This window comes from Serratia sarumanii (assembly GCF_029962605.1).
GTDB lineage: Bacteria > Pseudomonadota > Gammaproteobacteria > Enterobacterales > Enterobacteriaceae > Serratia > Serratia sarumanii.
Genome location: NZ_CP124750.1, coordinates 2,554,073 through 2,575,325, shown reverse-complemented (window position 1 = coordinate 2,575,325; position 21,253 = coordinate 2,554,073). Strand labels below are relative to the sequence as shown.

17 protein-coding genes and 1 riboswitch are annotated in these 21,253 nt (G+C 60.9%); of the genes, 11 read left to right on the top strand and 6 right to left on the bottom strand.

Translation table 11 applies throughout. The features are described from left to right. Window positions 1-18: 18 nt before the first annotated feature. Window positions 19-1,452: an NAD-dependent succinate-semialdehyde dehydrogenase gene (locus tag SSARUM_RS12225; protein WP_033634614.1), complete on the bottom strand. Its 1,434-nt coding sequence runs from the start codon at window positions 1,450-1,452 to the stop codon at window positions 19-21. A gap of 196 nt (window positions 1,453-1,648) precedes the next feature. On the opposite strand from SSARUM_RS12225, the gene SSARUM_RS12220 reads away from it, so the two are divergent. Both SSARUM_RS12220 and SSARUM_RS12215 read left to right on the top strand, forming a co-directional pair. Beyond that, window positions 1,649-2,476, top strand: coding sequence for an AraC family transcriptional regulator (locus SSARUM_RS12220; RefSeq protein ID WP_041035213.1), 828 nt, complete (start codon window positions 1,649-1,651; stop codon window positions 2,474-2,476). A gap of 98 nt (window positions 2,477-2,574) precedes the next feature. Further along, entirely contained in the window at window positions 2,575-3,543 is a 969-nt protein-coding gene (locus SSARUM_RS12215; protein WP_039566009.1) for a DMT family transporter, read from the top strand. A gap of 27 nt (window positions 3,544-3,570) precedes the next feature. Here SSARUM_RS12215 and fusA read toward each other — a convergent pair whose 3' ends face one another. Beyond that, window positions 3,571-5,676 carry an elongation factor G gene (gene fusA / locus SSARUM_RS12210; protein WP_033648394.1) on the bottom strand — a complete coding sequence of 702 codons (2,106 nt, stop codon included), beginning with the start codon at window positions 5,674-5,676 and terminating at the stop codon, window positions 3,571-3,573. A gap of 237 nt (window positions 5,677-5,913) precedes the next feature. Beyond that, window positions 5,914-6,162 (bottom strand): glycine zipper domain-containing protein, encoded by a 249-nt coding sequence (locus SSARUM_RS12205; RefSeq protein WP_004938127.1) that lies wholly within the window; start codon window positions 6,160-6,162, stop codon window positions 5,914-5,916. Window positions 6,163-6,383: 221 nt separating this feature from the next. Here SSARUM_RS12205 and SSARUM_RS12200 point away from each other — a divergent pair, with 221 nt between their 5' ends. The 6 genes from SSARUM_RS12200 to SSARUM_RS12175 all read left to right on the top strand — a co-directional run bounded on the left by SSARUM_RS12200 (window position 6,384) and on the right by SSARUM_RS12175 (window position 11,364). After that, window positions 6,384-7,880 carry an alpha/beta hydrolase gene (locus tag SSARUM_RS12200; RefSeq protein ID WP_060430119.1) on the top strand — a complete coding sequence of 499 codons (1,497 nt, stop codon included), beginning with the start codon at window positions 6,384-6,386 and terminating at the stop codon, window positions 7,878-7,880. Between the two features lie 13 nt (window positions 7,881-7,893). Continuing rightward, window positions 7,894-8,031, top strand: coding sequence for a hypothetical protein (locus tag SSARUM_RS12195; RefSeq protein WP_164030575.1), 138 nt, complete (start codon window positions 7,894-7,896; stop codon window positions 8,029-8,031). Between the two features lie 142 nt (window positions 8,032-8,173). Next, window positions 8,174-8,347, top strand: a riboswitch (M-box (ykoK) riboswitch). 77 nt (window positions 8,348-8,424) lie between these two features. Then, the gene (locus SSARUM_RS12190) at window positions 8,425-9,447 is read left to right on the top strand and encodes a magnesium transporter (protein ID WP_060430116.1); all 1,023 of its coding nucleotides are present in this window, start codon (window positions 8,425-8,427) and stop codon (window positions 9,445-9,447) included. Between the two features lie 132 nt (window positions 9,448-9,579). Then, window positions 9,580-9,672, top strand: coding sequence for a protein MgtS (mgtS, locus tag SSARUM_RS12185; protein WP_004938109.1), 93 nt, complete (start codon window positions 9,580-9,582; stop codon window positions 9,670-9,672). A 109-nt stretch (window positions 9,673-9,781) separates the two neighbouring features. Further along, a complete protein-coding gene (locus SSARUM_RS12180) occupies window positions 9,782-9,961 on the top strand; it encodes a hypothetical protein (RefSeq protein ID WP_033634607.1) in 180 nt (59 codons plus the stop codon). Window positions 9,962-9,987: 26 nt separating this feature from the next. Beyond that, window positions 9,988-11,364, top strand: a complete 1,377-nt coding sequence (locus SSARUM_RS12175; RefSeq protein WP_060430114.1) for a cation diffusion facilitator family transporter — start codon at window positions 9,988-9,990, stop codon at window positions 11,362-11,364. Here SSARUM_RS12175 and SSARUM_RS12170 read toward each other — a convergent pair. Continuing rightward, entirely contained in the window at window positions 11,307-12,152 is an 846-nt protein-coding gene (locus SSARUM_RS12170; protein WP_060430113.1) for an inositol monophosphatase family protein, read from the bottom strand. The genes SSARUM_RS12175 and SSARUM_RS12170 overlap by 58 nt on opposite strands. A 178-nt stretch (window positions 12,153-12,330) precedes the next feature. On the opposite strand from SSARUM_RS12170, the gene SSARUM_RS12165 reads away from it, so the two are divergent. Together SSARUM_RS12165 and SSARUM_RS12160 are read left to right on the top strand one after the other, a co-directional pair. Further along, window positions 12,331-15,435 carry an efflux RND transporter permease subunit gene (locus tag SSARUM_RS12165; protein ID WP_060430111.1) on the top strand — a complete coding sequence of 1,035 codons (3,105 nt, stop codon included), beginning with the start codon at window positions 12,331-12,333 and terminating at the stop codon, window positions 15,433-15,435. A 22-nt stretch (window positions 15,436-15,457) separates the two neighbouring features. Continuing rightward, window positions 15,458-16,090 carry a TetR/AcrR family transcriptional regulator gene (locus tag SSARUM_RS12160; protein WP_033634603.1) on the top strand — a complete coding sequence of 211 codons (633 nt, stop codon included), beginning with the start codon at window positions 15,458-15,460 and terminating at the stop codon, window positions 16,088-16,090. 188 nt (window positions 16,091-16,278) lie between these two features. Here the strand turns inward: SSARUM_RS12160 and SSARUM_RS12155 are convergent, their stop codons facing one another. Continuing rightward, complete coding sequence (locus tag SSARUM_RS12155) at window positions 16,279-18,009, bottom strand: ABC-F family ATP-binding cassette domain-containing protein (RefSeq protein ID WP_060430109.1); 1,731 nt, start codon at window positions 18,007-18,009, stop codon at window positions 16,279-16,281. A gap of 450 nt (window positions 18,010-18,459) precedes the next feature. On the opposite strand from SSARUM_RS12155, the gene SSARUM_RS12150 reads away from it, so the two are divergent. Then, the gene (locus SSARUM_RS12150) at window positions 18,460-20,889 is read left to right on the top strand and encodes a DUF3772 domain-containing protein (RefSeq protein WP_048322081.1); all 2,430 of its coding nucleotides are present in this window, start codon (window positions 18,460-18,462) and stop codon (window positions 20,887-20,889) included. A gap of 48 nt (window positions 20,890-20,937) precedes the next feature. On the opposite strand, the gene SSARUM_RS12145 is transcribed toward SSARUM_RS12150, so the two are convergent. Continuing rightward, window positions 20,938-21,105, bottom strand: a complete 168-nt coding sequence (locus SSARUM_RS12145; protein ID WP_223181989.1) for a hypothetical protein — start codon at window positions 21,103-21,105, stop codon at window positions 20,938-20,940. Between the last annotated feature and the right edge of the window lie 148 nt (window positions 21,106-21,253).

Below are 21,253 nucleotides of genomic sequence, written 5' to 3'. Positions count from 1 at the left end.
TATTTATCCGGCGTTCGATTAACGGCCGGCGACGGTGACGAAGCGGGTTTCCAGGTAGGATTCGATCGCTTCGCTGCCGCCTTCGGTGCCGTGACCGGAGTCCTTCACGCCGCCAAACGGCGTTTCCGGCAGGCCGAAACCGATGTGGTTGATGCTCAGCATGCCGCTCTCCACGTCGCGCCCCAGCGCATTGACGGTGGCGATGTTGCGGCTGTAAGCGTAGGCGGCCAGGCCGTACGGCAGGCGGTTGGCTTCGGCGATCGCCTCGTCATAGGTGGCGAACGGGCGCAGCAGGGCGACCGGGCCAAACGGCTCTTCCGACATGGCGCGGGCGCTCAGCGGCACGTCGCGCAGCACCGTCGGCTCGAAGAAGTTGCCTTTGCCCGCCACGCGCTTGCCGCCGGTGCAGGCTTTTGCCCCGTGGGCGACGGCATCCTGCACCAGCGCCTCGATATTGTCGACGCTGCGGCCCAGCACCATCGGCCCCATGGTGACGCCGTCTTCCAGCCCGTTGCCGAGCTTGAGTTCACGCACGGCGGCGGTGAATTTCTCCACGAAGGCTTCATAAACGCCTTGCTGGATCAGAAAGCGGGTTGGGGCGATACAGACCTGACCGGCGTTGCGGAACTTGGACTGCGCCAGCTCTTTGGCCGCCGCGTCGAGATCGGCGTCGTCGAAGATCAGCACCGGCGCATGGCCGCCCAGCTCCATGGTGGCCTTTTTCATATGCTGGCCGGCCAGCGCCGCCAGATGCTTGCCCACGCGGGTGGAGCCGGTGAAGGAGATCTTGCGAATGGTCGGATGCGGGATCAGGTATTCCGAGATTTCCGCCGGGGTGCCGTACACCAGCGCGATCACCCCGGCCGGGATCCCGGCGTCGGCGAAGGCTTTGATCAGCTCAGCCGGCGAGGCCGGCGTTTCTTCCGGGCCTTTGACGATGATGGAGCAGCCCGCGGCCAGCGCGGCGGACAGCTTGCGCACGATCTGGTTGATCGGGAAGTTCCACGGCGTGAAGGCGGCCACCGGGCCGACCGGCAGCTTGAGGGTTTGCTGCTGCACGTCGCGGGCGCGGGACGGAATGATCTGCCCGTAGGTGCGGGTGGCTTCGCCGGCGAACCAGTCGATAACGTCGGCGGCGTTGAGAATTTCGACTTTGGCCTGTGCCACCGGTTTACCCTGTTCCTGCGTCATGACGGCGGCGATGGCGTTGGCGCGTTCGCGCAGCAGCGCCGCCGCTTTGCGCATCAGGTTGGCGCGCTGGTGCGCGGCGGTGTCGCGCCAGACGTTAAATCCGCGCTCGGTGGCGGCCAGCGCCAGATCGAGATCCTCTGTGGCGGCGTGCGCCACTTGACCGATTACCTCGTCGGTGGCGGGGTTGGTGACCGGCAGGGTTTTCCCGGCCAGTGCGTTGCGCCATTGTCCATCGATATACAGTTGAGTATCCGGATACATTGTTGCCTCTTGTTTGCGGAGTGTCAGGGGCCGATGAGCTTCGCGATGCGGCGCGCCTGAAAGGGACAGGGACCTTAACCCTACGCCGAATGGCGGCGATCGTCCAGGCGAGGGGCACGAAAGCGCCAGGGCGGCTACTCAACCGGCGATGTTTTGGCTATGCTGAGCAGATTGTCAGCACGGACGAGGAGGTCGAGTGCAAGGGGTACCGCAACAGTTTCCGTTCGAGAAGGATTGCGCGCAGTTCCGCCATTTGTCGCATCTGCCGGGCGTCGAACTCTATCAGGCGCACATTGAGCGCTATGCCTTCGAGCCGCATACCCACGACGCCTTCGCTATCGGCACCGTAGACACCGGGGCGGAGCGTTTCCGCTATCGCGGCGCGCAGCATCTGGCGGCGCCGGGCGCGCTGGTGCTGATGAACCCCGACGAGCTGCATACCGGCGAAGCCGAAACGCCGGGCGGCTGGTGTTACCGCATGCTCTATCTGGCGCCCGAGGCGCTGGAGCAGCTGTCCGGCGATCGGAGCCAGTGGTTCACCGATGCGGTGCGCCACGATCCGCGGGCGGCGCAGCGCCTGTCCGCCATTCTCGCCACGCTGTGGCAAACCGACGATCCGCTTACGCTGGACGGCCTGCTGTTGGAGGCGGTCGAGCTGCTGTACCCGCATATCCGCACCGGGCAGCGGGAAAAAGCCGAGGCGGCGCACCGTTTCGAGGTGGTGAAAAGCTACCTGCACGATAACTTCGCCGAGGCGGTGACCCTCAATCAGTTGGCCGAGCTGGTGTCGCTCAGCCCGTACCATTTTCTGCGCAAGTTCAAGGCCGAATACCACGTTTCGCCGCAGCAGATGCTGATGGCGATCCGGCTGTCGCAGGCCAAACGCATGCTGGAGCGCGGCATGCCCGCCGCACAGGTGGCGGCGGCGGCGGGGCTGACCGATCAGGCGCACCTGACGCGGGCCTTCGCCAATCGTTACGGCGTCACGCCGGTGCGTTTCCAGAAACAGGTGAAATTGGGTTAAAACAGCAACCTGCTACAATAATTCCTCCCCGCGTTTTCGCTACTCTGCCGCTGTCTTGTCGGGCGGGTTGGCCGCGCCGGCCGTTTGTCGGAGTCGTTATGTTCATTGGCGTTGTGTTTGCCCTGGCCGCCGGGCTGATGTGGGGATTGATCTTCGTCGGCCCGCTGCTGGTGCCGGATTATCCCGCCGCGCTGCAGTCCACCGGGCGCTATCTGGCCTTCGGGCTGATCACCTTGCCGCTGGCCTGGCTCGATCGTCGCCGCCTGCGCAAGCTGCGGCGCCAGGATTGGCTGGAGGCGCTCAAGCTGACGGCCATCGGCAACCTGCTGTACTACCTGTGCCTGGCCAGCGCCATTCAGCGTACCGGCGCACCGGTGTCGACCATGATCATCGGCACCTTGCCGGTGGTGATCGCCCTCTGCGCCAATCTGTTTTACGGCCGGCACGACGGGCGGCTGGCGTGGGGCAAGCTGGCGCCGGCGCTGCTGCTGATCGTCTGCGGGTTAGCGTGCGTGAACGTCGCCGAGCTGCGCGGCAATGCGCTGCCGGTCGACGGCTGGCGCTATCTCAGCGGCCTGGGGCTGGCCGTGTTGGCGGTGGCGTGCTGGACCTGGTTCCCGCTGCGCAACTCGCGCTGGCTGCGGGAGAACCCGACGCAGCGGCCGGCCACCTGGGCCACGGCGCAAGGGCTGGTGACGCTGCCGCTGGCGCTGCTGGGCTATCTGGCGGTCTGCGGCCAACTGGCGCTGAGCGAACCGGCGTTCGCCTTGCCGTTCGGCCCGCGCCCCGAGGTGTTTATCCCGCTGATGCTGGTCATCGGCGTGTTCTGCTCCTGGCTGGGGGCGCTGTGCTGGAACGAAGCCAGCCAGCGGCTGCCGACGGTGTTGGTGGGGCCGCTCATCGTGTTCGAAATTCTGGCGGGGTTGGCCTATACCTTTCTGCTGCGCCAGGCCTGGCCGCCGCTGCTGACGCTGGCCGGCATCGTCTGCCTGATCGCCGGCGTGGTGTACGCCATGCGCATCAAGCCGCAGCCGGTGGTGGTGGCGCTGGAAGACAAGCAGGGGTGACGCCCGCCGCGAAGGCGGGCGCGAGGGTTAACGCTTGCTGTGGTGAATGATCTCTTCGGCCACGTTGCGCGGCGCTTCGGCGTAGTGGCTGAATTCCATGGTGTAGGTGGCGCGGCCCTGCGACATCGAACGCAGGGTGGTCGAGTAACCGAACATCTCGGACAGCGGCACCTTGGCGCGAATTTCCTTGCCGCCGCCGCCCGGGATCTCTTCCATGCCCTGCACCAGACCGCGGCGTGAGGAGAGGTCGCCCATCACGTTGCCGGCGTAATCTTCCGGCGTTTCCACCTCCACCGACATGATCGGCTCAAGGATCACCGGATCCGCCAGGCGGCAGGCGTCTTTGAAGCCGAAGATCGCCGCCATGCGGAACGCCTGTTCCGACGAGTCGACGTCATGGTAAGAACCGAAGGTCAGGTGCACCTTGACGTCTACCACCTGATAACCGGCCAGCACGCCGTTGTTCAGCGCCTCGAGCACGCCTTTTTTCACCGCCGGGATAAACTCGCCCGGAATGACGCCGCCCTTGATCTCATCGAAGAACTCGAAGCCTTTGCCGGGTTCGTTCGGTTCGACGGTCAGCACCACGTGGCCGTATTGCCCTTTACCGCCGGACTGGCGCACGAACTTGCCTTCCACGTCGGCCACCCGTTTGCGGATGGTTTCGCGGTACGACACCTGCGGCTTGCCGGTGGTGGTCTCCACCCCGAATTCACGGCGCATGCGATCGACGATAATCTCCAGGTGCAGCTCGCCCATGCCGTAGATAAGGGTCTGGCCGGATTCTTCATCGGTGCGCACGCGGAACGACGGATCTTCCGAAGAGAGGCGCTGCAGCGCGATGCCCATTTTCTCCTGGTCGCCCTTGGTCTTCGGCTCGATCGCCTGGGCGATCACCGGCTCGGGGAAGGTCATGCGTTCCAGCGTGATGATGGCGCCGGGGTCGCACAGCGTATCGCCGGTGGTGACGTCCTTCAGGCCGACGCAGGCGGCGATGTCGCCGGCGTGCAGCTCGTCGATGTCCTTACGATCGTTGGCGTGCATCTGCACGATGCGGCCGATGCGCTCCTTTTTGCCCTTGATCGGGTTGTAAACGCTGCTGCCTTTGGCCAGCACCCCGGAGTAGACGCGCACGAAGGTCAGCTGGCCGACGAACGGGTCGGTCATCAGCTTGAACGCCAGCGCCGAGAATTTTTCATTATCGTCGGCTTTGCGGGTGATGATTTCATCATGTTCGCCGTGGCCCTCCATCGGCGGCACGTCGAGCGGCGAGGGCATCAGCTCGATCACCGCATCCAGCATGCGCTGCACCCCTTTGTTGCGGAACGCCGAGCCGCACAGCATCGGTTGGATTTCGCCGGCGACGGTGCGCACCCGCAGCCCGTGGACGATTTCCTCTTCGCTCAGTGGCACCTGGTTGAGGTATTTTTCCATCAGCTCTTCCGAGGCTTCGGCGGCGGCCTCAATCATGTTTTCGCGCCACTCCTGCGCCGAATCGCGCAGCTCGGCCGGGATCTCTTCGAAGCTGAAGTTCATGCCCTGCGAGGCCTCGTCCCACAGAATGGCTTTCATCCGCACCAGATCCACCACGCCGCTGAAGTGGTCTTCGGCGCCGATCGGAATAACGATCGGCACCGGGTTGGCTTTCAGGCGCTCGATCATCATTTTGCGCACGCGGAAAAAGTCCGCGCCGATGCGGTCCATCTTGTTGACGAACGCCAGCCGCGGCACCTTGTATTTATTGGCCTGGCGCCAGACGGTTTCCGACTGCGGCTGCACGCCGCCCACCGAGTCATAGACCATTACGGCGCCGTCCAGCACGCGCATCGAACGCTCCACTTCAATGGTGAAATCGACGTGGCCGGGGGTGTCGATGATATTGATGCGGTGCTGCGGATAATTATGCTGCATGCCGTTCCAGAAGCAGGTGGTGGCCGCCGAAGTGATGGTGATGCCGCGCTCCTGTTCCTGCGCCATCCAGTCCATGGTCGCCGCGCCGTCATGCACTTCACCCAGCTTGTGGCTGACCCCGGTGTAAAACAGAATCCGCTCGGTGGTGGTGGTCTTGCCGGCATCGATATGCGCGGAGATGCCGATATTGCGGTAACGTTCGATAGGGGTGGTGCGAGCCATAATCAACCTTTCTTAGCCGCGTGAAGGAGAGCGGCTTAAACAGCATGGATAATGGTGATAATCCTCATAGGGTTATCTGCCGGATCGCAGAGCCTCGCTCTGGTCACAAACTAATCGTAGTTGAAGGCGTTGGTTTTTTTAAGCGATGGCTGTGATAGATGAAAGTTAGCAAGCAGGTGGAGGAGAGGGCGAAAAAAAGGCCCGTAACGGGCCTGTTGTCGAGCGGCGAATTCGCCGTTATTTGCGTCCCAGCAAGAAGCCGAAAACGATGCCGACCGCCGCCGCAACGGCCACGCCGGCCAGCGGGTTGGCTTCCACCTGGGTTCTTACGCTGTCCGCTGCGTCTCGGGCGGCATAGCTGGCCTGGGAGGCGTATTTGCGCGCCGCGCCGCGCACCTGATGCTCCGGCGAATCGACGGCTTTGCCGAACGCTTCTTCTACCGCGCCTGCGGCTTCATTGGCTTTGTCTTCCGCTTTTCCAAACATGCTGCTCTCCTGTTCCTTGTGGGTTAACGAACCTTAAGCCTAGCAGGTGAACGGCACTTTTTGCAGCATTCTGTGCGTTATAAGAGCAATCTGAGCAAAGAAAAGTCTTGCCGGGCGCGCGGTGACGGCTTCACCCGCGCGGTTTTTTGTGTTCTATTGGCTAGCGGTTTAACCGGGTACCGTTAACCTTTGACCGATTCGTTGCGTTGAAAGGACTCCCCATGTCAGTACTGCGTATTCTGGCGCTGCTCGCCGCGACCGCCGCCGCATTGCCCGGCCAGGCCAGGCCTGCGGCTCACGGCGCGGCGGCCGAGAACGGCATTCGTTGGCAATCTTGTCTCAACAGCGGCTTTCAACGCTGGTTCGATGAGCCGCCACCGCCGGGGCTGCGCTGCGGTTACCTTGAAGCGCCGCTGGCGTACGCTACGCCTCCTGCTCATTCGGCGCGGGCGGGCGAACAGACCGTGCGGCTGGCGCTGACCCTGCTGCCCGCCACCGGGCCGAAAAAGGGCAGCGTGGTGATGATCAGCGGCGGGCCGGGTCTGCCGGGCATTAACCCTTATTTGGGCAACGACGCCCACGTCGCCAGACTGCGAAGATCCTACGACATCATCGGTTACGATCCGCGCGGCGTCGGCCAATCGACGCCGAAAATCTCCTGCCAGCTGGCCGAAGGCGACGAAACCCCGTCACCGGACGACAACGATGTGGCCGGTGCGGAGAGCCAGACGCGCACCCTGATTTCCGCCTGTATCAAACAGACCGGCGCGGACGTGCTGCAACATATCGGCACCGACGAAGCGGTCAACGATCTGAACGCGATCCGCCACGCGCTGGGCGAACCGGGGCTGACGGCGGTGGCGTACTCTTACGGCACCAAGGTGGCGGCGCTGTATGCCGAGCGTTTTCCGAAGAAAACGCGCGCGCTGGTGCTCGACGGGGTGGTGGATCTGGCCGAGGACGATTTCACCCAGCGGCTGAACCAGGAGCGGGGCTTCCAGCAAAGCTTCCTGCGCTTCGCCGCCTACTGCGGCAAAACCGACAGCTGCCAGCTGGGCGGCGGCGCCAATCAGGCGCTGCAGCGTTATCATGCCTTGCTGCGCAAGCTGCATGAGCAGCCGTTCGTCACCGCGGCGGGTTATGAAATCTCCGCCGACGACGTGCTGACGGTCACGCGTTCGCTGCTGCTGTGGCCGGAGCGTTGGCATGAGCTGGCGACCGTGCTGCGCCAGCTCGATGCCGGGATCGCCGGGCAGCAGGTTTCCGATCTGATCGACGAAAGCTATTCGCCGGATGCCGATGACGCCCTGAACGTCATCACCTGCGCCGACGTCGCCAACCCGACGGCCGATCCGCAGCAGTTGCGCCGGCAGCGGCAGGAGATCAATACCGCCGCTTTGTATGCCCACTATCTGCCGCTGCACGAATACCCGCTGGAGATGTGCGATCTGTGGCCGTATCGCGGCAAAGATCGGCCGCACACGCCGGTGGCGCCCGCCGCGCTGCCGCCGCTGCTGTTCGTCGCCCAGCGCTACGATCCGACCACGCCGTACCGCAACGCGCAGGTGATGGCCGCCGCCTTTAAAAGCCCGCTGATCACCCGCGAACGCGACGGGCATACGCTGGCGCTGAACGGCATCGACAGCTGCGTTGACGAAAGCGTGGTGGATTATCTGCTGGCGCCGAAAAAGCCGCGTCGCGATAAAATTTGCCGTTGAGAAGGTCGAGGCGGTGCTGGCCGCCGATACGCCGGTGGCGCCGGTGTACTACGAGGCCAACGCCACGCTCATTAAACCCTACGTGAAGGGGATCGACTTTACCCGCCAGGGTGCCTTGTACGATAAAAACGTCTACCTTCTCGAGCACTGAGAAATAAAAAAACGGCTGATTTATATCAGCCGTTTTTATAGATTCGCGTTTAATTAAATTATCCTAAATACTCCATAAACGACGGACAATCTTTTCTTCCCGCCGGATAAAACACCGCCTATACTGCGCCGGTAGTTTATATGCAGTATCTCGTTTGGCGAGGCTCCTATACAAACACAGGTTACTGATCTGACGACATCGAGAGATGCCCAAGGTTAAGACAGGCTTTATCGGATTAAGGTTCAGCCCAAAGTAACTTCCGAGCAACAATTCGGATACGTTGTATAGTGCTAAAACCTGGACGCGGAGATAGGCAGTCTGCACTCCCCCTCTGTGGTTACGCCCCTATGCGATTCGCTGTTGAAGTTCAAAACAGAAATAGGGACTGACAAAATGATAAAGTCACATCAACATTATTCTTCTCCGGCGCTGAGCGCGACTGAAACTCTCGACGAGACATCGGTCGCCGGCTATATGAACGCCGATTTTATTACCGTTCCCGCGACGATGACGGTCAATCATGCCCGGAAATATTTACTTTCACAGCTTAAAACGGACGAAATTCCCACCCGGGTATTTATTACCGCGGACGATTATCATCTGCGCGGCACGCTGTCGGTGAAAAAACTGCTGCAGTGCGACGAGCAGGATAAAGCGGTCGGCGTGATGATGGATCACAGCTATTTTCAGGTTTCACCTGACGGCGATCGCAACGACGTGGCGCATCTGCTCGGCAAGGGCGGCCTGGACGTGGTGCCGGTCGTGGCGAACAACACGCTGGTCGGCGTGCTGGGGGAGCGAGAGATCGCCCGGTTGGTCGAGGCTGAAAACACCGAAGACGCGCAGCGCCAGGGCGCGAGCCTGCCGCTGGACAAGCCTTATCTGGAGACCAGCCCGTGGGCGCTGTGGCGCAAACGCTCGGTGTGGCTGCTGATGCTGTTCGTTGCCGAGGCTTACACCGGCAACGTGCTCAAGGCGTTTGAAGAGCAACTCGAAGCGGCGATCGCGCTGGCGTTCTTTATCCCGCTGCTGATCGGCACCGGCGGCAACAGCGGCACCCAGATCACCTCGACGCTGGTGCGCGCCATGGCGCTGGGCGAGGTCAGCCTGCGTAACCTGGGCGCGGTGATCCGCAAAGAGGTCACGACCTCGCTGCTGATCGCCGTCACCATTGGCCTGGCGGCCTGGGTGCGCGCCTGGATCATGGGCGTCGGCATGGAGGTGACGCTGGTGGTCAGCCTGTCGCTGGTGGCGATCACCGTGTGGAGCGCGATTGTCTCGTCGATCATTCCGATGCTGTTGAAACGGCTCGGCATCGATCCGGCGGTGGTATCGGCGCCGTTTATCGCCACCTTTATCGATGGCACCGGCCTGATTATTTATTTCAAAATTGCCCAGTACGTTTTGGGGATTTAAACGGTTCCCGCTCTAAAAAGGGCGGGAGTGTGACAAAAAAAGAGGAGGGCGTTAAAAAATATGGATACCGACCAACCCCGATATTTAACGCGAGGGGCTTTTATCGATAACATTTAACCTGAGGAAAAAACAATGGGAAACATGACTATTTTTATGGGATTCCTGGCAATGATCAGCTCACTGGGCCTGTTGGCGGCCTATATGAGCACCAAATGGGATGATTGATGAACGCAAAAGATCCGCCTAGATGCATCCTCCCCGTAACCGCTATTTATTATGGGGAGGATTTTTAGCGGCGCGCGGAACGCGCGGCCTGATACGGGAGTTGATAATAATGACGATTCTTATTCTGGGATTGCTCTACGCCATTTTAATGATCTCGGTGGGCGTTAATGAGATTTATTTTTATTCCACCGGAAAATCCAATTTTCTTACTAGCCTCATGCTGACATTCTCTGGCAGTATGCTGCTGATCGCCGTTGTCTGGCAATTATCCTCTAAAATAAAAAAATAAATCACCGTCCGAATGTGAGCAGCATAATGCAGAATGAAAAACAGGCCGTGGCCAGAAACTCGATGATCGCCAGCGGGTTACTGGCCACGGGCAAATTTGTCGCCGGCATTTTTACCGGCAGTATTGGCCTGATATCCGAAGGGATCCACTCTTTCACCGATTTTATCGCCACCAGCATCACCTGGCTGGCGGTGCGCATCAGCGATAAGCCCGCCGATGACGATCACCACTTCGGCCACGGCAAGGTGGAAAACCTGGCGGCGCTGTTTGAGGTGCTGCTGTTGCTGGGCGCCGCCGGTTGGATTGTCTATGAGGCCGGCAGCAGCCTGCTCGGGCAGCCGCATGAGATCGTCGCCGCGCCGGTGGTGATCGCGGTGCTGTTGATTTCCATCTGCGTCGATTTCTTCCGCGTGCGGGCGCTCAACCGCGTCGCCAAAGCGACCGACAGCGCGGCGCTGGAAGCGGATGCGCTGCATTTCTTCTCCGACATGCTTTCGTCCGGCGTGGTGCTGCTGGGGATGGTGTTTGTGCTGCTGGGCTTTGGCCGCGCGGACGCCATCGCCGCGCTGATCGTCGCCGGCTTTATCTTTGTCGCCGCGATCAAACTGGGTAAACGCTCCTTCGATTCACTGATGGATGCCGCGCCGGCCGGGGCTACTGAGGCGATCCGCGCCACGCTGGCGCGTTTTCCGGCGGTGCTGGCCTGCGACAGCGTGCGCATTCGCAACGCCGGCGCGGTGCTGTTCGTCGAAATCACGGTGGCGGTGTGCCGCACCTTGCCGCTGGAGCGCATCGACGCGCTGAAGCGAGAGATCGTCGAGCGACTGCGGGAGCACTACGCCAGGGCGGAATTCACCGTCATCGCGGTGCCGCAGACCCGCAGCGATGAAGACATGGCGACGCGCATTCGGGCGATCGCCGCCAACCACGGCGCGCAGGTACAGAATGTGACGTTGCAGCAGCTGCCGACGCGCATGGCGATCGGCATGGATTTGGTGGTGCCGGCCAACGCCAGCGTGGCGCAGGCGCATGACATCGCCACGGAGATAGAAGGGATCCTGCGCCAGGCGATCGGTGAGGACACCGAGATAGAGACGCACCTGGAGCCGCAGACGCCGCACTGGCTGACCAGCGAGGATGTCGATGCGACGGAGCTGGCCGATATTCGGCGGATCCTGCAGTCGGCGCTGGAGCAGGGAGAGAGCGTGCAAGACGTACACAACGTGCGCGCACGCAAGAGCGACGGCGGCATCATTGTCAATTTCCACTGCCGGGTGTCGCCGGCGGTGACCATCGCCGCCGCGCACGATGCGGTCGATCGGGTCGAGCGCCGGCTGCGCGCGCTTTATCCGGCCATCACGCGCGCGATAGGGCACGTCGAGCCGATCAAGCCCGGCATGTGAATCAGCTCGGCCAACTGCGGGTAGAGCGCCGCGTTGGCCAGCAGCAACGGGTTGCCGCGCCGCAGCCCGTCGTTGTGCATAAAGTCATTCGCCACGCCGCCGGCTTCGCGCGTCAGCACCCACCCAGGCAGGCTGTCCCAGGCGTTCATATGCGGTTCGTAATAGCCCAGCAGCCGTCCGGCGGCCACCTGGGCGGTCATCAACGCGCCGGAGCCGCTGCGCACAAACATCCCTCCCGCCTGCAGCAGGCGACAGAGAAAGCCGCTGAATTCCGCCGCCGAGGCGCGCGGGGAAATCCCGACGCCCATCACGCCATCCGCGACGCTGCGCCCGGCATGCACAGCGATCGGCTCCCCATTGAGAAAGGCGCCGCCGCCGCGACAGGCGCGGAACATTTCGCGGTGGTTGGGATCGTAGACCACGCCTATCGTCGGCTCGCCATCGATCACCACGCCTATCGCGATACACCAGGTATGCAATCCGTTCAGGAAGCAGGCGGTGCCGTCAATCGGATCGACGACCCAAATACAGGCGGCATTCTCGCCGGTGCTGCCGCTTTCCTCGCCGAGAAACCCATCCTGGGGAAAACGGCGGCTGATCATGCGGCGGATCAGCGCTTCGACGCGGCGATCGGCCTCGCTGACCACGTCCTGCAGCCCCTGTTTGAAGTCGACAGCCAGGCTTTGCCGCCGTTGATAAAAGCTGAAGGCGAGATCGGCGGCGGCGCGGGCGATCTCACGCGCGAAGCGGTAGCGCGCCTCGATGTCCCGTGGGGAGAGTGAAGTCATGGCGGCAATGTTCCGAACAAAGTTTAGCGTGCAGGGTGCCATAGTCAGATGACAATACGGTGTTGATTCCTGCTTGATTTCAGATTTGATTTAATTTATTTACTTTACTGTAAAGTAATTGGCGTCATTAGATGCATCATCAAAGCATCCGTAAGCGAGATAATCAGAGGAGTCAGGCATGCTAGCGCATTTTTTCGTCTTTCGACCGGTATTTGCGGCCGTGCTGGCCATCTGCATTATGGCGGCGGGCGCACTGGCGCTCTGGACATTGCCGGTTGAGCAATATCCCGACATCGCCCCACCTGGCGTCACGGTGACCGCCAATTACCCCGGCGCTTCGGCCAAAACGGTAGAGGACAGCGTAACTCAGATTATCGAACAGCAAATTAAAGGGATCGATGGCCTGTTGTATTTCTCATCAACCAGCAGTTCGGCGGGTCAGGCTCGCATCAGCCTTAGCTTCGAACAACAAACCGACCCGGACATTGCTCAGGTTCAAGTGCAAAATGCGGTCAATCAGGCAACGTCGCGATTGCCGCAAGAAGTGCAGCAGCAAGGGATCACGGTGACAAAATCGCAGGGCGATAGCCTAATGGTAGTCGCCCTGTACGACACGCAAGGCCGCATGGACAGCGTTGATATCAATGATTTTCTGGTCAGTTCGCTGCAAGACCCGCTGAGCCGGGTGGATCGCGTCGGGGAGACGACGGTATTTGGCGCTCAATATGCGATGCGCGTTTGGCTCAATCCGATCAAGTTGAGCGGTTATGGCCTGATGCCATCTGACGTGCAAGCCGCGATAGAAGCGCAAAATGACCAGGTCACCAGCGGTGAGATCGGCGCATTGCCTACGATGGATGGCCAGGCGCTGAACGCGACCGTGACCACGCAATCGCGGCTGGAAACGCCGGAGCAGTTTGAGAATATTATTCTGCGCACCAATACCGACGGTTCGGCGGTGTATTTGCGCGATGTTGCGCGCGTGGAAATCGGTGCGGAAAACTATCAAAACCAAACGCGCCTCAACGGGTACCCAGCGGCCGGCATATCGATTCAACTGGCTTCCGGCGCCAATGCGCTGGAGGTTGCCGAACGGGTGCGGGCTGAAGTGGAGCGCATGGCGCCGCAGTTTCCGCCGGGGCTGCAGGTGGCTTATCCGCGTGACAGCACGCCGTTCGTACTGGTGTCCATTGAAGGCGTCGTGCAAACCTTGTTGGAAGCGATCGCGCTAGTGATTGTGGTGATGTATCTGTTTTTGCAAAATTGGCGTGCCACATTGATCCCCGCCATTACGGTACCCGTAGTGCTGCTCGGCACTTTCGGCATTTTGGCGCTGTTGGGTTACAGCGTAAACACCTTGACACTGTTCGCCATGGTGCTCGCGATCGGCCTGTTGGTGGATGACGCGATAGTGGTGGTTGAGAACGTTGAGCGCGTGATGGAGGAAGCGCAATTGCCGCCGCGCGAGGCGACGTTGCATTCGATGCGGGAGATCAATGGTGCGCTGATCGGCATCGCGCTGGTACTTTCGGCGGTATTTGTTCCGATGGCATTTTTCGGCGGTTCAACCGGCATAATCTACCGACAGTTTTCCATCACGCTCGTCGCCGCTATGGTGCTGTCGGTGTTGGTGGCGTTGACCTTGACGCCGGCATTGTGCGCCGGTTTGCTAAAACCGTCGGTGCAGCGGCCGCGCAACCGCTTTTTTCGCGGCTTTAACCGCCTGGTGGAATACGGACAGCGGCGTTATGGGTTGGGATTGAACCATGTGATGGCGCGCAAAGGGCGTTTTTGCATGCTGGCGCTGCTGCTGGTCGGTTTTATGATCTGGCAATATCTGCGGATGCCTACCGGTTTTCTCCCAGTCGAGGATCAGGGCTCGGTAATGGTCCAGTTTTCTCTGCCGCCAGGCGCCCCGATGGCCAGAACGCAACAGACTGCTGACGCTATCGCCGACTATTTCATGACCGCCGAGCGGGACAACCTGAATGTGATCTTCATGGTTGTCGGGCGCAATAACGCCGGCAGTGGTCAGAATGTCGGCATGGCGTTTGCCGAACTTAAACATTGGTCGCTGCGCAGCGGTAATGAGAATAACGCGCTGGCGATTATTAGCCGCGCCAATCACCATTTCAAAAGCTATCGCGACGCGCAGATCAATGTGTTGTCGCCGCCGGCGGTGCGCGGATTGGGGCAGTCCAGTGGATTTGAACTGTGGTTACAGGATCAAAACGGCGTTGGGCATGACGCGCTGCAAGCTGCGCAGAGGCAAGTGATCGCCGCCGCTGCCGAAGATCCGTTGTTAACGGCGGTACGCATCAATGGCCTCGAAGATAAAGCACAATTGCAGGTCGATATCGATCAGCAAAAGGCCAGCGCACAAGGGCTGCAGCAGGCTGACATCACCAACACGCTTTCTGCCGCCTGGGGGGGCGCTTATATTAACGATTTTATCGATCGCGGCCGCGTAAAGCGGGTCTACATCCAGGGGGACGCGGCCTGGCGATCGGCGCCGGATGATATCGATAATTGGTTCGTACGTGGTGAAAGCGGCAGCATGGCGTCCTTTGCGAGCTTCGCGACTACGCGTTGGCTCTCAGGGCCACAAATGCTGCAGCGCTTTAACGGGCTGTCGGCCACGCAGTTACAGGGGACGGCAGCCGAGGGCGAAAGCTCCGGCACCGCGATGGCGCGTATGCAGAGCATTATCGGCGGTGTAGACGGCTACCGCCTTGAGTGGAGCGGGCTCTCATATCAGGAGCAATTGGCCGCTGGGCAAACATTGCTGGTGTATCTGGCTTCGGTGTTGTTCATTTTCCTCTGCCTGGCCGCGCTGTACGAGAGTTGGTCTATCCCATTGTCCGTGATGCTGATCATTCCCCTCGGGATTATCGGAGCCGTTGTCGCCGCGCGCCTTGCGGGGTATGAAAACGATATTTACTTCCAGGTGGGAATGTTGACGACGATTGGCCTGTCGGCGAAAAACGCTATCCTGATCGTCGAGTTTGTTGAAACACAGCTCAAAGCGGGATCCGCTTTGTTGCAGGCGACCCTGGAAGGGGCGCGAATGCGTCTGCGGCCCATCGTGATGACCTCATTGGCGTTTGTCGCGGGTGTGATCCCCCTGGCGCTTTCTGTCGGTGCCGGGGCCGCCAGCCGGCGCGAAATCGGGATTGCGGTGATCGGCGGCATGATTTCTGGCACACTGCTGACATTATTGTTCGTACCGTTGTTTTTTGTTCTGACCAAACAAGGGTTGGCACGACTTAAGGCGCGAAAATGAGCCTCTGGGCTGGAGAGAGAGCATGATCAACCGCCAACCGGGACGGCCGATGAAGGCCAGGCCACGGATACTGGAAACCGCCTGCGTTCTGTTTTTGCAGCAGGGCTTGGATATCTCGTTGGACGAGATAGCCAACGAGGCGGGAACCACCCGTCAAACCTTATATAATCACTTCCCGAGCAAAGACGCCTTGGTGCTGGAGACGTTCAACCATCTTATCGAGAAGATGCAGCCGCCGATCGCCGCCATTTTGGCTCAGGAGAGTATGGATTTACCGCAGGTGCTGGCGCGTTTCGCTTCGGTGGTGCAGGCGCATTTTTTCAGCGTTGATAACGTGCATTTTCAGCGGCTGATGGTGCAACTGCTGTTGCAGAAACCTGAGTTGTACGCCACGTTGCGTGAACGCAATGCCGGACGGGTGCTGCAGGCATTTGTGAAAATGTTGGAACAGGCGCGGCAACATGGGCAAGTCCAATTTGCTGATGCGCAGCCTCAGGCTATGGCATTTCTGGGCGCGGTGATGGGGTATCCGTTGCCGGCGGCTCTGTTATCCGACCAGTGGCCGACGCCGGAACAGTTGCAACAGATGGCCGAAGCGGCTATCACCGCGTTTCTTTTAGCCTGGCGATATTCGCCGCCTGCCATTACCGAATAACGAAAGAGAACGTGATCCTGGCGCTTTGCTGCATACGCAAAGCCACGGCCGGTATCGCCGCCCGCGCGGATTATCCTGGCTGGCCGACAGTGACCAGCAATCGGGATGCCGTGAGAACCAAGGGAAAGCGACAAGCTGCTTTCCATCAATACATCAATAAACAGGCCGCCGTTCGGCGGCCTGTGGGGTTAGCCCAGATTCAACCGGGCGGTGATGTCGGCAATCTCGCGGCGCCAGCGCGCCTGCAGCGCCGGTTTCTGGTGCTTGGGCTTGCGCGCCAGGTCGTCCTCCAGTTTGCTTTCTAGGGCCAACAGCGCGGCCAACAGCGCTTCTTCGTCTTCCAGCCGCTCGTGCGGCGTCGGGCCGTCTGCGGTGGCCTTGCCCGCCGTCGGCAGCGCTGGCGCTTCGCCCGCCAGGCGCTGATACACCGGCGCCAGATCGTGCCACTCCTCCAGTTTTTGCTGGTCGATCAGCCAAAAGCGGTTGCAGCTCTGTTCGATCAGCATCCGGTCATGGGTGACCAACATGACGGCGCCGGCGAACTGGCGCAGCGTTTCCGCCAACTCTTCTTTGCCCGCCATATCCAGGTGGTTGGTGGGCTCGTCCAGCAGCAGCAGCGAATGGTTGGCCAGCGTCAGGCCGACGAACAGCAGCCGCGAACGCTCGCCGCCGCTCAGCGAACGGATCTGCTGATGATGGCGCAGGTAAGGGAAGCCGGCGCCGATCAGCGCCATTTTCCGCTGTTCCTCGGTCAGCGGCGCAAACTGCGCCAGCGCTTCGCTCAACGTGTCTTCATCGCGCAGCTGTTGCAGGCTCTGATCGTAATAGCCGATGCGCACGCGCGGGTGGAAGATCGCCGGGCGTTCCGTGGGCTGCTGATACGCCTGCCACAGCAAGCGCAGCAGCGACGATTTGCCGCAGCCGTTGCGCCCGACGATGGCGATGCGATCGCCGCTTTTCACCCGCAGATGTGCCAGGCTGAACAGCACCGGCGCCTCCGGCGCCGGGCGCACGGCCCATTGCGGCAGCGCCAGCAGGCGATCGGCGTCCAGCGCCTCTCCCTGCAGTCGCAGCCGCCACGGGCTGCCGGCGGTCAGGGTGGTTTGTTCTTCCTTCAACCGATCGACGCGCTTTTCCATTTGCTTGGCTTTGCGCGCCAGATCTTCGTTGTCATAGACCTTGCCCCAGGTCGCCAGACGTTTGGCGCTTTTTTCCACCCGGTCTATCTCTTTTTGCTCGGCCCGACGGCGGTGCTCGTCCGCAGCGTCCTGTTCAGCCAGCGCCTGACGCGCGGCGGAGCAGGGCAAGCGGAAAAACTGCAGCGTTTTGTCGCGCAGGATCCAGGTACAGTTGGTCACCTGATCGAGCAGATAGCGATCGTGCGACACCAGCACGAAGCTGCCGTTCCAGCTGCGCAAGAACTGCTCCAGCCACAGCAGCGTGGGCAGATCCAGGTGGTTGCTGGGCTCGTCGAGCAGCAGCAGATCGGGCTGACGGATCAGCGCGCGCGCCAGCAGCAGGCGGGTGTGCTGGCCGCCGCTGAGGGTGCCGGCGGTCAACGTCCAGCTCGCCGGTTCAAACCCCAGCTCGGCGAGCAGCGCTTCACAGCGCCAGCGTTCGCTGAGGTGTTGGCTCGCCGGAAGCCGCGCCAGCACCGCATCCAGCAGAGTGCAGGCGTGCAGCTCGGGCGGCAGGTGTTGTTCGATGCGCGCCATCAGGCATTGTTGTGACAATGTCACCGTTCCGCTGTGGATGGGCAGGGCACCGCTGAGCAGTTGCAGCAGGGTGCTTTTGCCGCAGCCGTTGTCGCCGATCAAACCGATGCGATCGCCTTTTTTCAGGGTGAAGGAAATCTCGCTCAGCAGGACGCCGAACGCGTTGTCGTAACCGACAGATTGTGTAGACAGTAGTGTGCTCATTGCTTACTCAAGAGTTACAGGCATGACAATGCCTATCGTCAAACATCGCTGACGACAACCCGGTAAGCCGGAGGGAAGATCCTGGATTTTAGTAAGCTTCGCTCAAGCTGGGTTATCGCAGCACGATACCGGTAATGCTTGAGCGGCGACGATTACCAAAGAAGTGTGAGTGAAAAAACAATTCACACGTCAGCATAGTAAGTCTCCTTTTATTGGTTGCAGGTTAATCGGTGGCTGGAGTATAGAGCGCCTTGTGCCGTATCGCCAGTGTAAAAGCGCCTGAATAATCAGCAGGCTAAGGAGGGCGCGCGCGCGTGGCACACAATGGGAATAATTACTGTATTTCGGCCGACATTAAGCAGCTATTATAATTAGCGTTTATGGTTAAGCGACGGTTCATCCGCCGCCTGTTCGTCTGTCTATCAGATAATGATGCTGAGCACTGAATTTATGTTAAAGCCTCGCCCGTTCCTGCTGTTGTTGTTATTGCTGTTTGGTTTGCAACTGACGCCGTTCGGCGCCGTCGCCGCCGCCCAGGATGATCCCGCCGCCGAAAGCGCGCCCGATCCCGCTACGCAGCTGAAAGCCGCGCAAAAGCAGTTGGACAGCATGAAGCAGCTGGTTTCCAAAGCGACCACCGATAACCAGCTCAGCAAACTGCGGCTGGCGACCGACGATCTGGTCGCCAGCATGGAAAAGCTCGCCACCGATCTGCAGCCCGAGCAGGACAAACTGAAAGCGCAGCTGGACGTCCTGGGGCCGGCCCCGGCGGCCGGCGCGCTGCCTGAAACCCCGGCGGTGGCCCAGCAGCGCAACGCGCTGAACAACAGCAAGAAACAGCTGGACGATGCGGTAAAACGCGCTCAGGCCATCAAGACCAGCGCCTTCGAGCTCGGGCAACAGATCGGCGATCTGCGCCGGGTGGCGTTTAAAACCCAGCTGGCGCTGAATACCGGCAGCATTCTGGGCATCAAATTCTGGGCGCCGGTGCTGCAGCCGTCCGAAAATGACGTGCAGCGGCTGGATCAGTTCAACGCCGAGATGAAAGCGGCCTGGGATGCCAGTTGGCAGGACGAGTGGCGTTACGGCACGCTGGCGTTGTTGGCGCTGGCGGTGATTGTCTGGTCCTGGGGGCGCTATTTCTCCGAGCGTTTCCTCGCCTGGGTCAGCATCCGTTTCCTGCCGGACGGGCGTCTGCGCCGCAGCTTTATGGCGCTCGTCACCGTGGTGGTGACGGTGATCACCACCTCTATCGCGCTGAACCTGCTGTATTACGTCTTTGTTCGCGTGCAGCCGCTGCCGGTGATGCTGGAGGACTTCGCCGAAGGCTTTAACCGTCTGGGGATTTTCTGCGCGCTGATCGCCGGGCTGGGGCGTGCGGCGCTGTCGCTGAATCGCCCGTCGTGGCGCTTGGCTTCCATGGATAACGAGGTGGCCGCCGGGCTGCGTTACTTCTCGCCGCTGCTGGCCGGCCTGGCGTTGGCGTTCGGCACCGTGGAGCTGATCAACAACGTCGTCAGCGCCTCATTGGCCACCACCATCTTCGGCAACGGCCTGGTGGCGGGGCTGATCGGCATGGTGCTGCTGGCGGCGCCGCTGCGCGGCCAGCGCATTCGGCGCCGGCTGGAACAGCAGGGCGCGCACCTGGAAAAACGCACGCTGGTCAGCGGGCTGGTGCACCTCGTCACCCTGGTCTGTTCGGTGGTGATCCTGTTTTCCCTGCTTATCGGCTACATCGCCTTCGCCCGCTTCCTGACCTACCAACTGATCTGGGTGGTGCTGGTGCTGATGGCGTTCTATTTTATGGTGCTGTTCGCCACCGATTTGTGCGCCGCGCTGTTTTCGCCGCAGACCGTCAGCGGCAAGATGCTGAAGAAAACGCTCAGCTTCAAGGATCGCCATTTGGAGCAGATGGCGATCATCACCACCGCGCTGGCCAAATGTTCGCTGTTGCTATTGATGATTGTCTCGCTGTTCAACGGCTCGTTCGGCAGCACCACGCCGGGTTCGCTGATGGAGAAAATCGTCTCCATCCTGACCGGTGAAGGCTTGCAGCGTTTCAACATCGTGCCCGGCAACCTGCTCAACGCCGTGATCTGCCTGGCGATCGGCATCTATATTCTGCGCGCGGTGCGGCGCTGGCTGGGATCTGAACTGCTGCCGAAAACCATCTCGGACGTCGGCATCCGCGCCTCGCTGGTGACGCTGTTCAGCAATATCGGCTATGTGCTGGTGATACTGATCACCCTGGCGGCGCTGGGCATCCAGTGGAGCAACCTGGCGTGGATCGTCAGCGCCCTGTCGGTCGGCATCGGTTTCGGTTTGCAGGAGATCGTGAAGAACTTTATTTCCGGCCTGATCCTGCTGACCGAGCGCCCGGTGAAGGTGGGGGATATGATCGGCATCGGCGGCGTGGAAGGCGACGTGCGGCGCATCAACGTGCGCGCCACCGAAATCCAGCTCAGCGACCGCTCCACCATGATCGTACCGAACTCGCAGCTGATCTCGCAGAACGTGCGCAACGCCACCATGGGCAACGCGCAAGGGGTGGTGACCATCGCGCTGACGTTTCCGACCGACATTGATCCGGAGCAGGTGCGCAATATTCTGCTTAACGCTTACCACGAATACGAAAACATCCTGGAAACGCCAGCGCCTTACGTGCGCTTCAGCCAGCTGGGGCCGGACGGCATTATCCTGAGCGTGACCGGCTATGTGCCGAGCCCGCGCATGGTCGGCGCGACCAAGAGCGAACTGCTGTTCAACATCCTCAAGCTGCTGCGCGCGCAGCGTGTCAGCCTGTCCAGCCCGCAGGAAGTGGTGTTTATGAAGCAGCAGGCGACGCGATATCAGGCCAACGAAGAGGAACACTCCTCCTAGTTCAGCCCTGAGGCGGCGGGCCGTTAAGCGACGGCCCGCCGAATGCGGCTAGTACATCGACGGCTCCACCGATTGCGAACAGTCGCTGTTGGCGCTGGATTTGGTGCAGGTATAAGGCTCATTCGGCGAGGCCGGAGGCGCATTCGACGGGCCGCCTCCGCCGCCGATGCACCCGCTCAGCATCAGCATCAAAAACACGAGAGTAATCTTCTTCATCTCACCGTCCTCCATTGCGATTCCTCCCTTAAGTATATGTCGGGAAAGCGAACGGCACCGCTCGCCGGTGCGATCTATACAGCGGTATCGGTAGTGTCCTGATATCTCCTGATGACTTACGCGATACAGCAGACCATAAGTCCGCGGG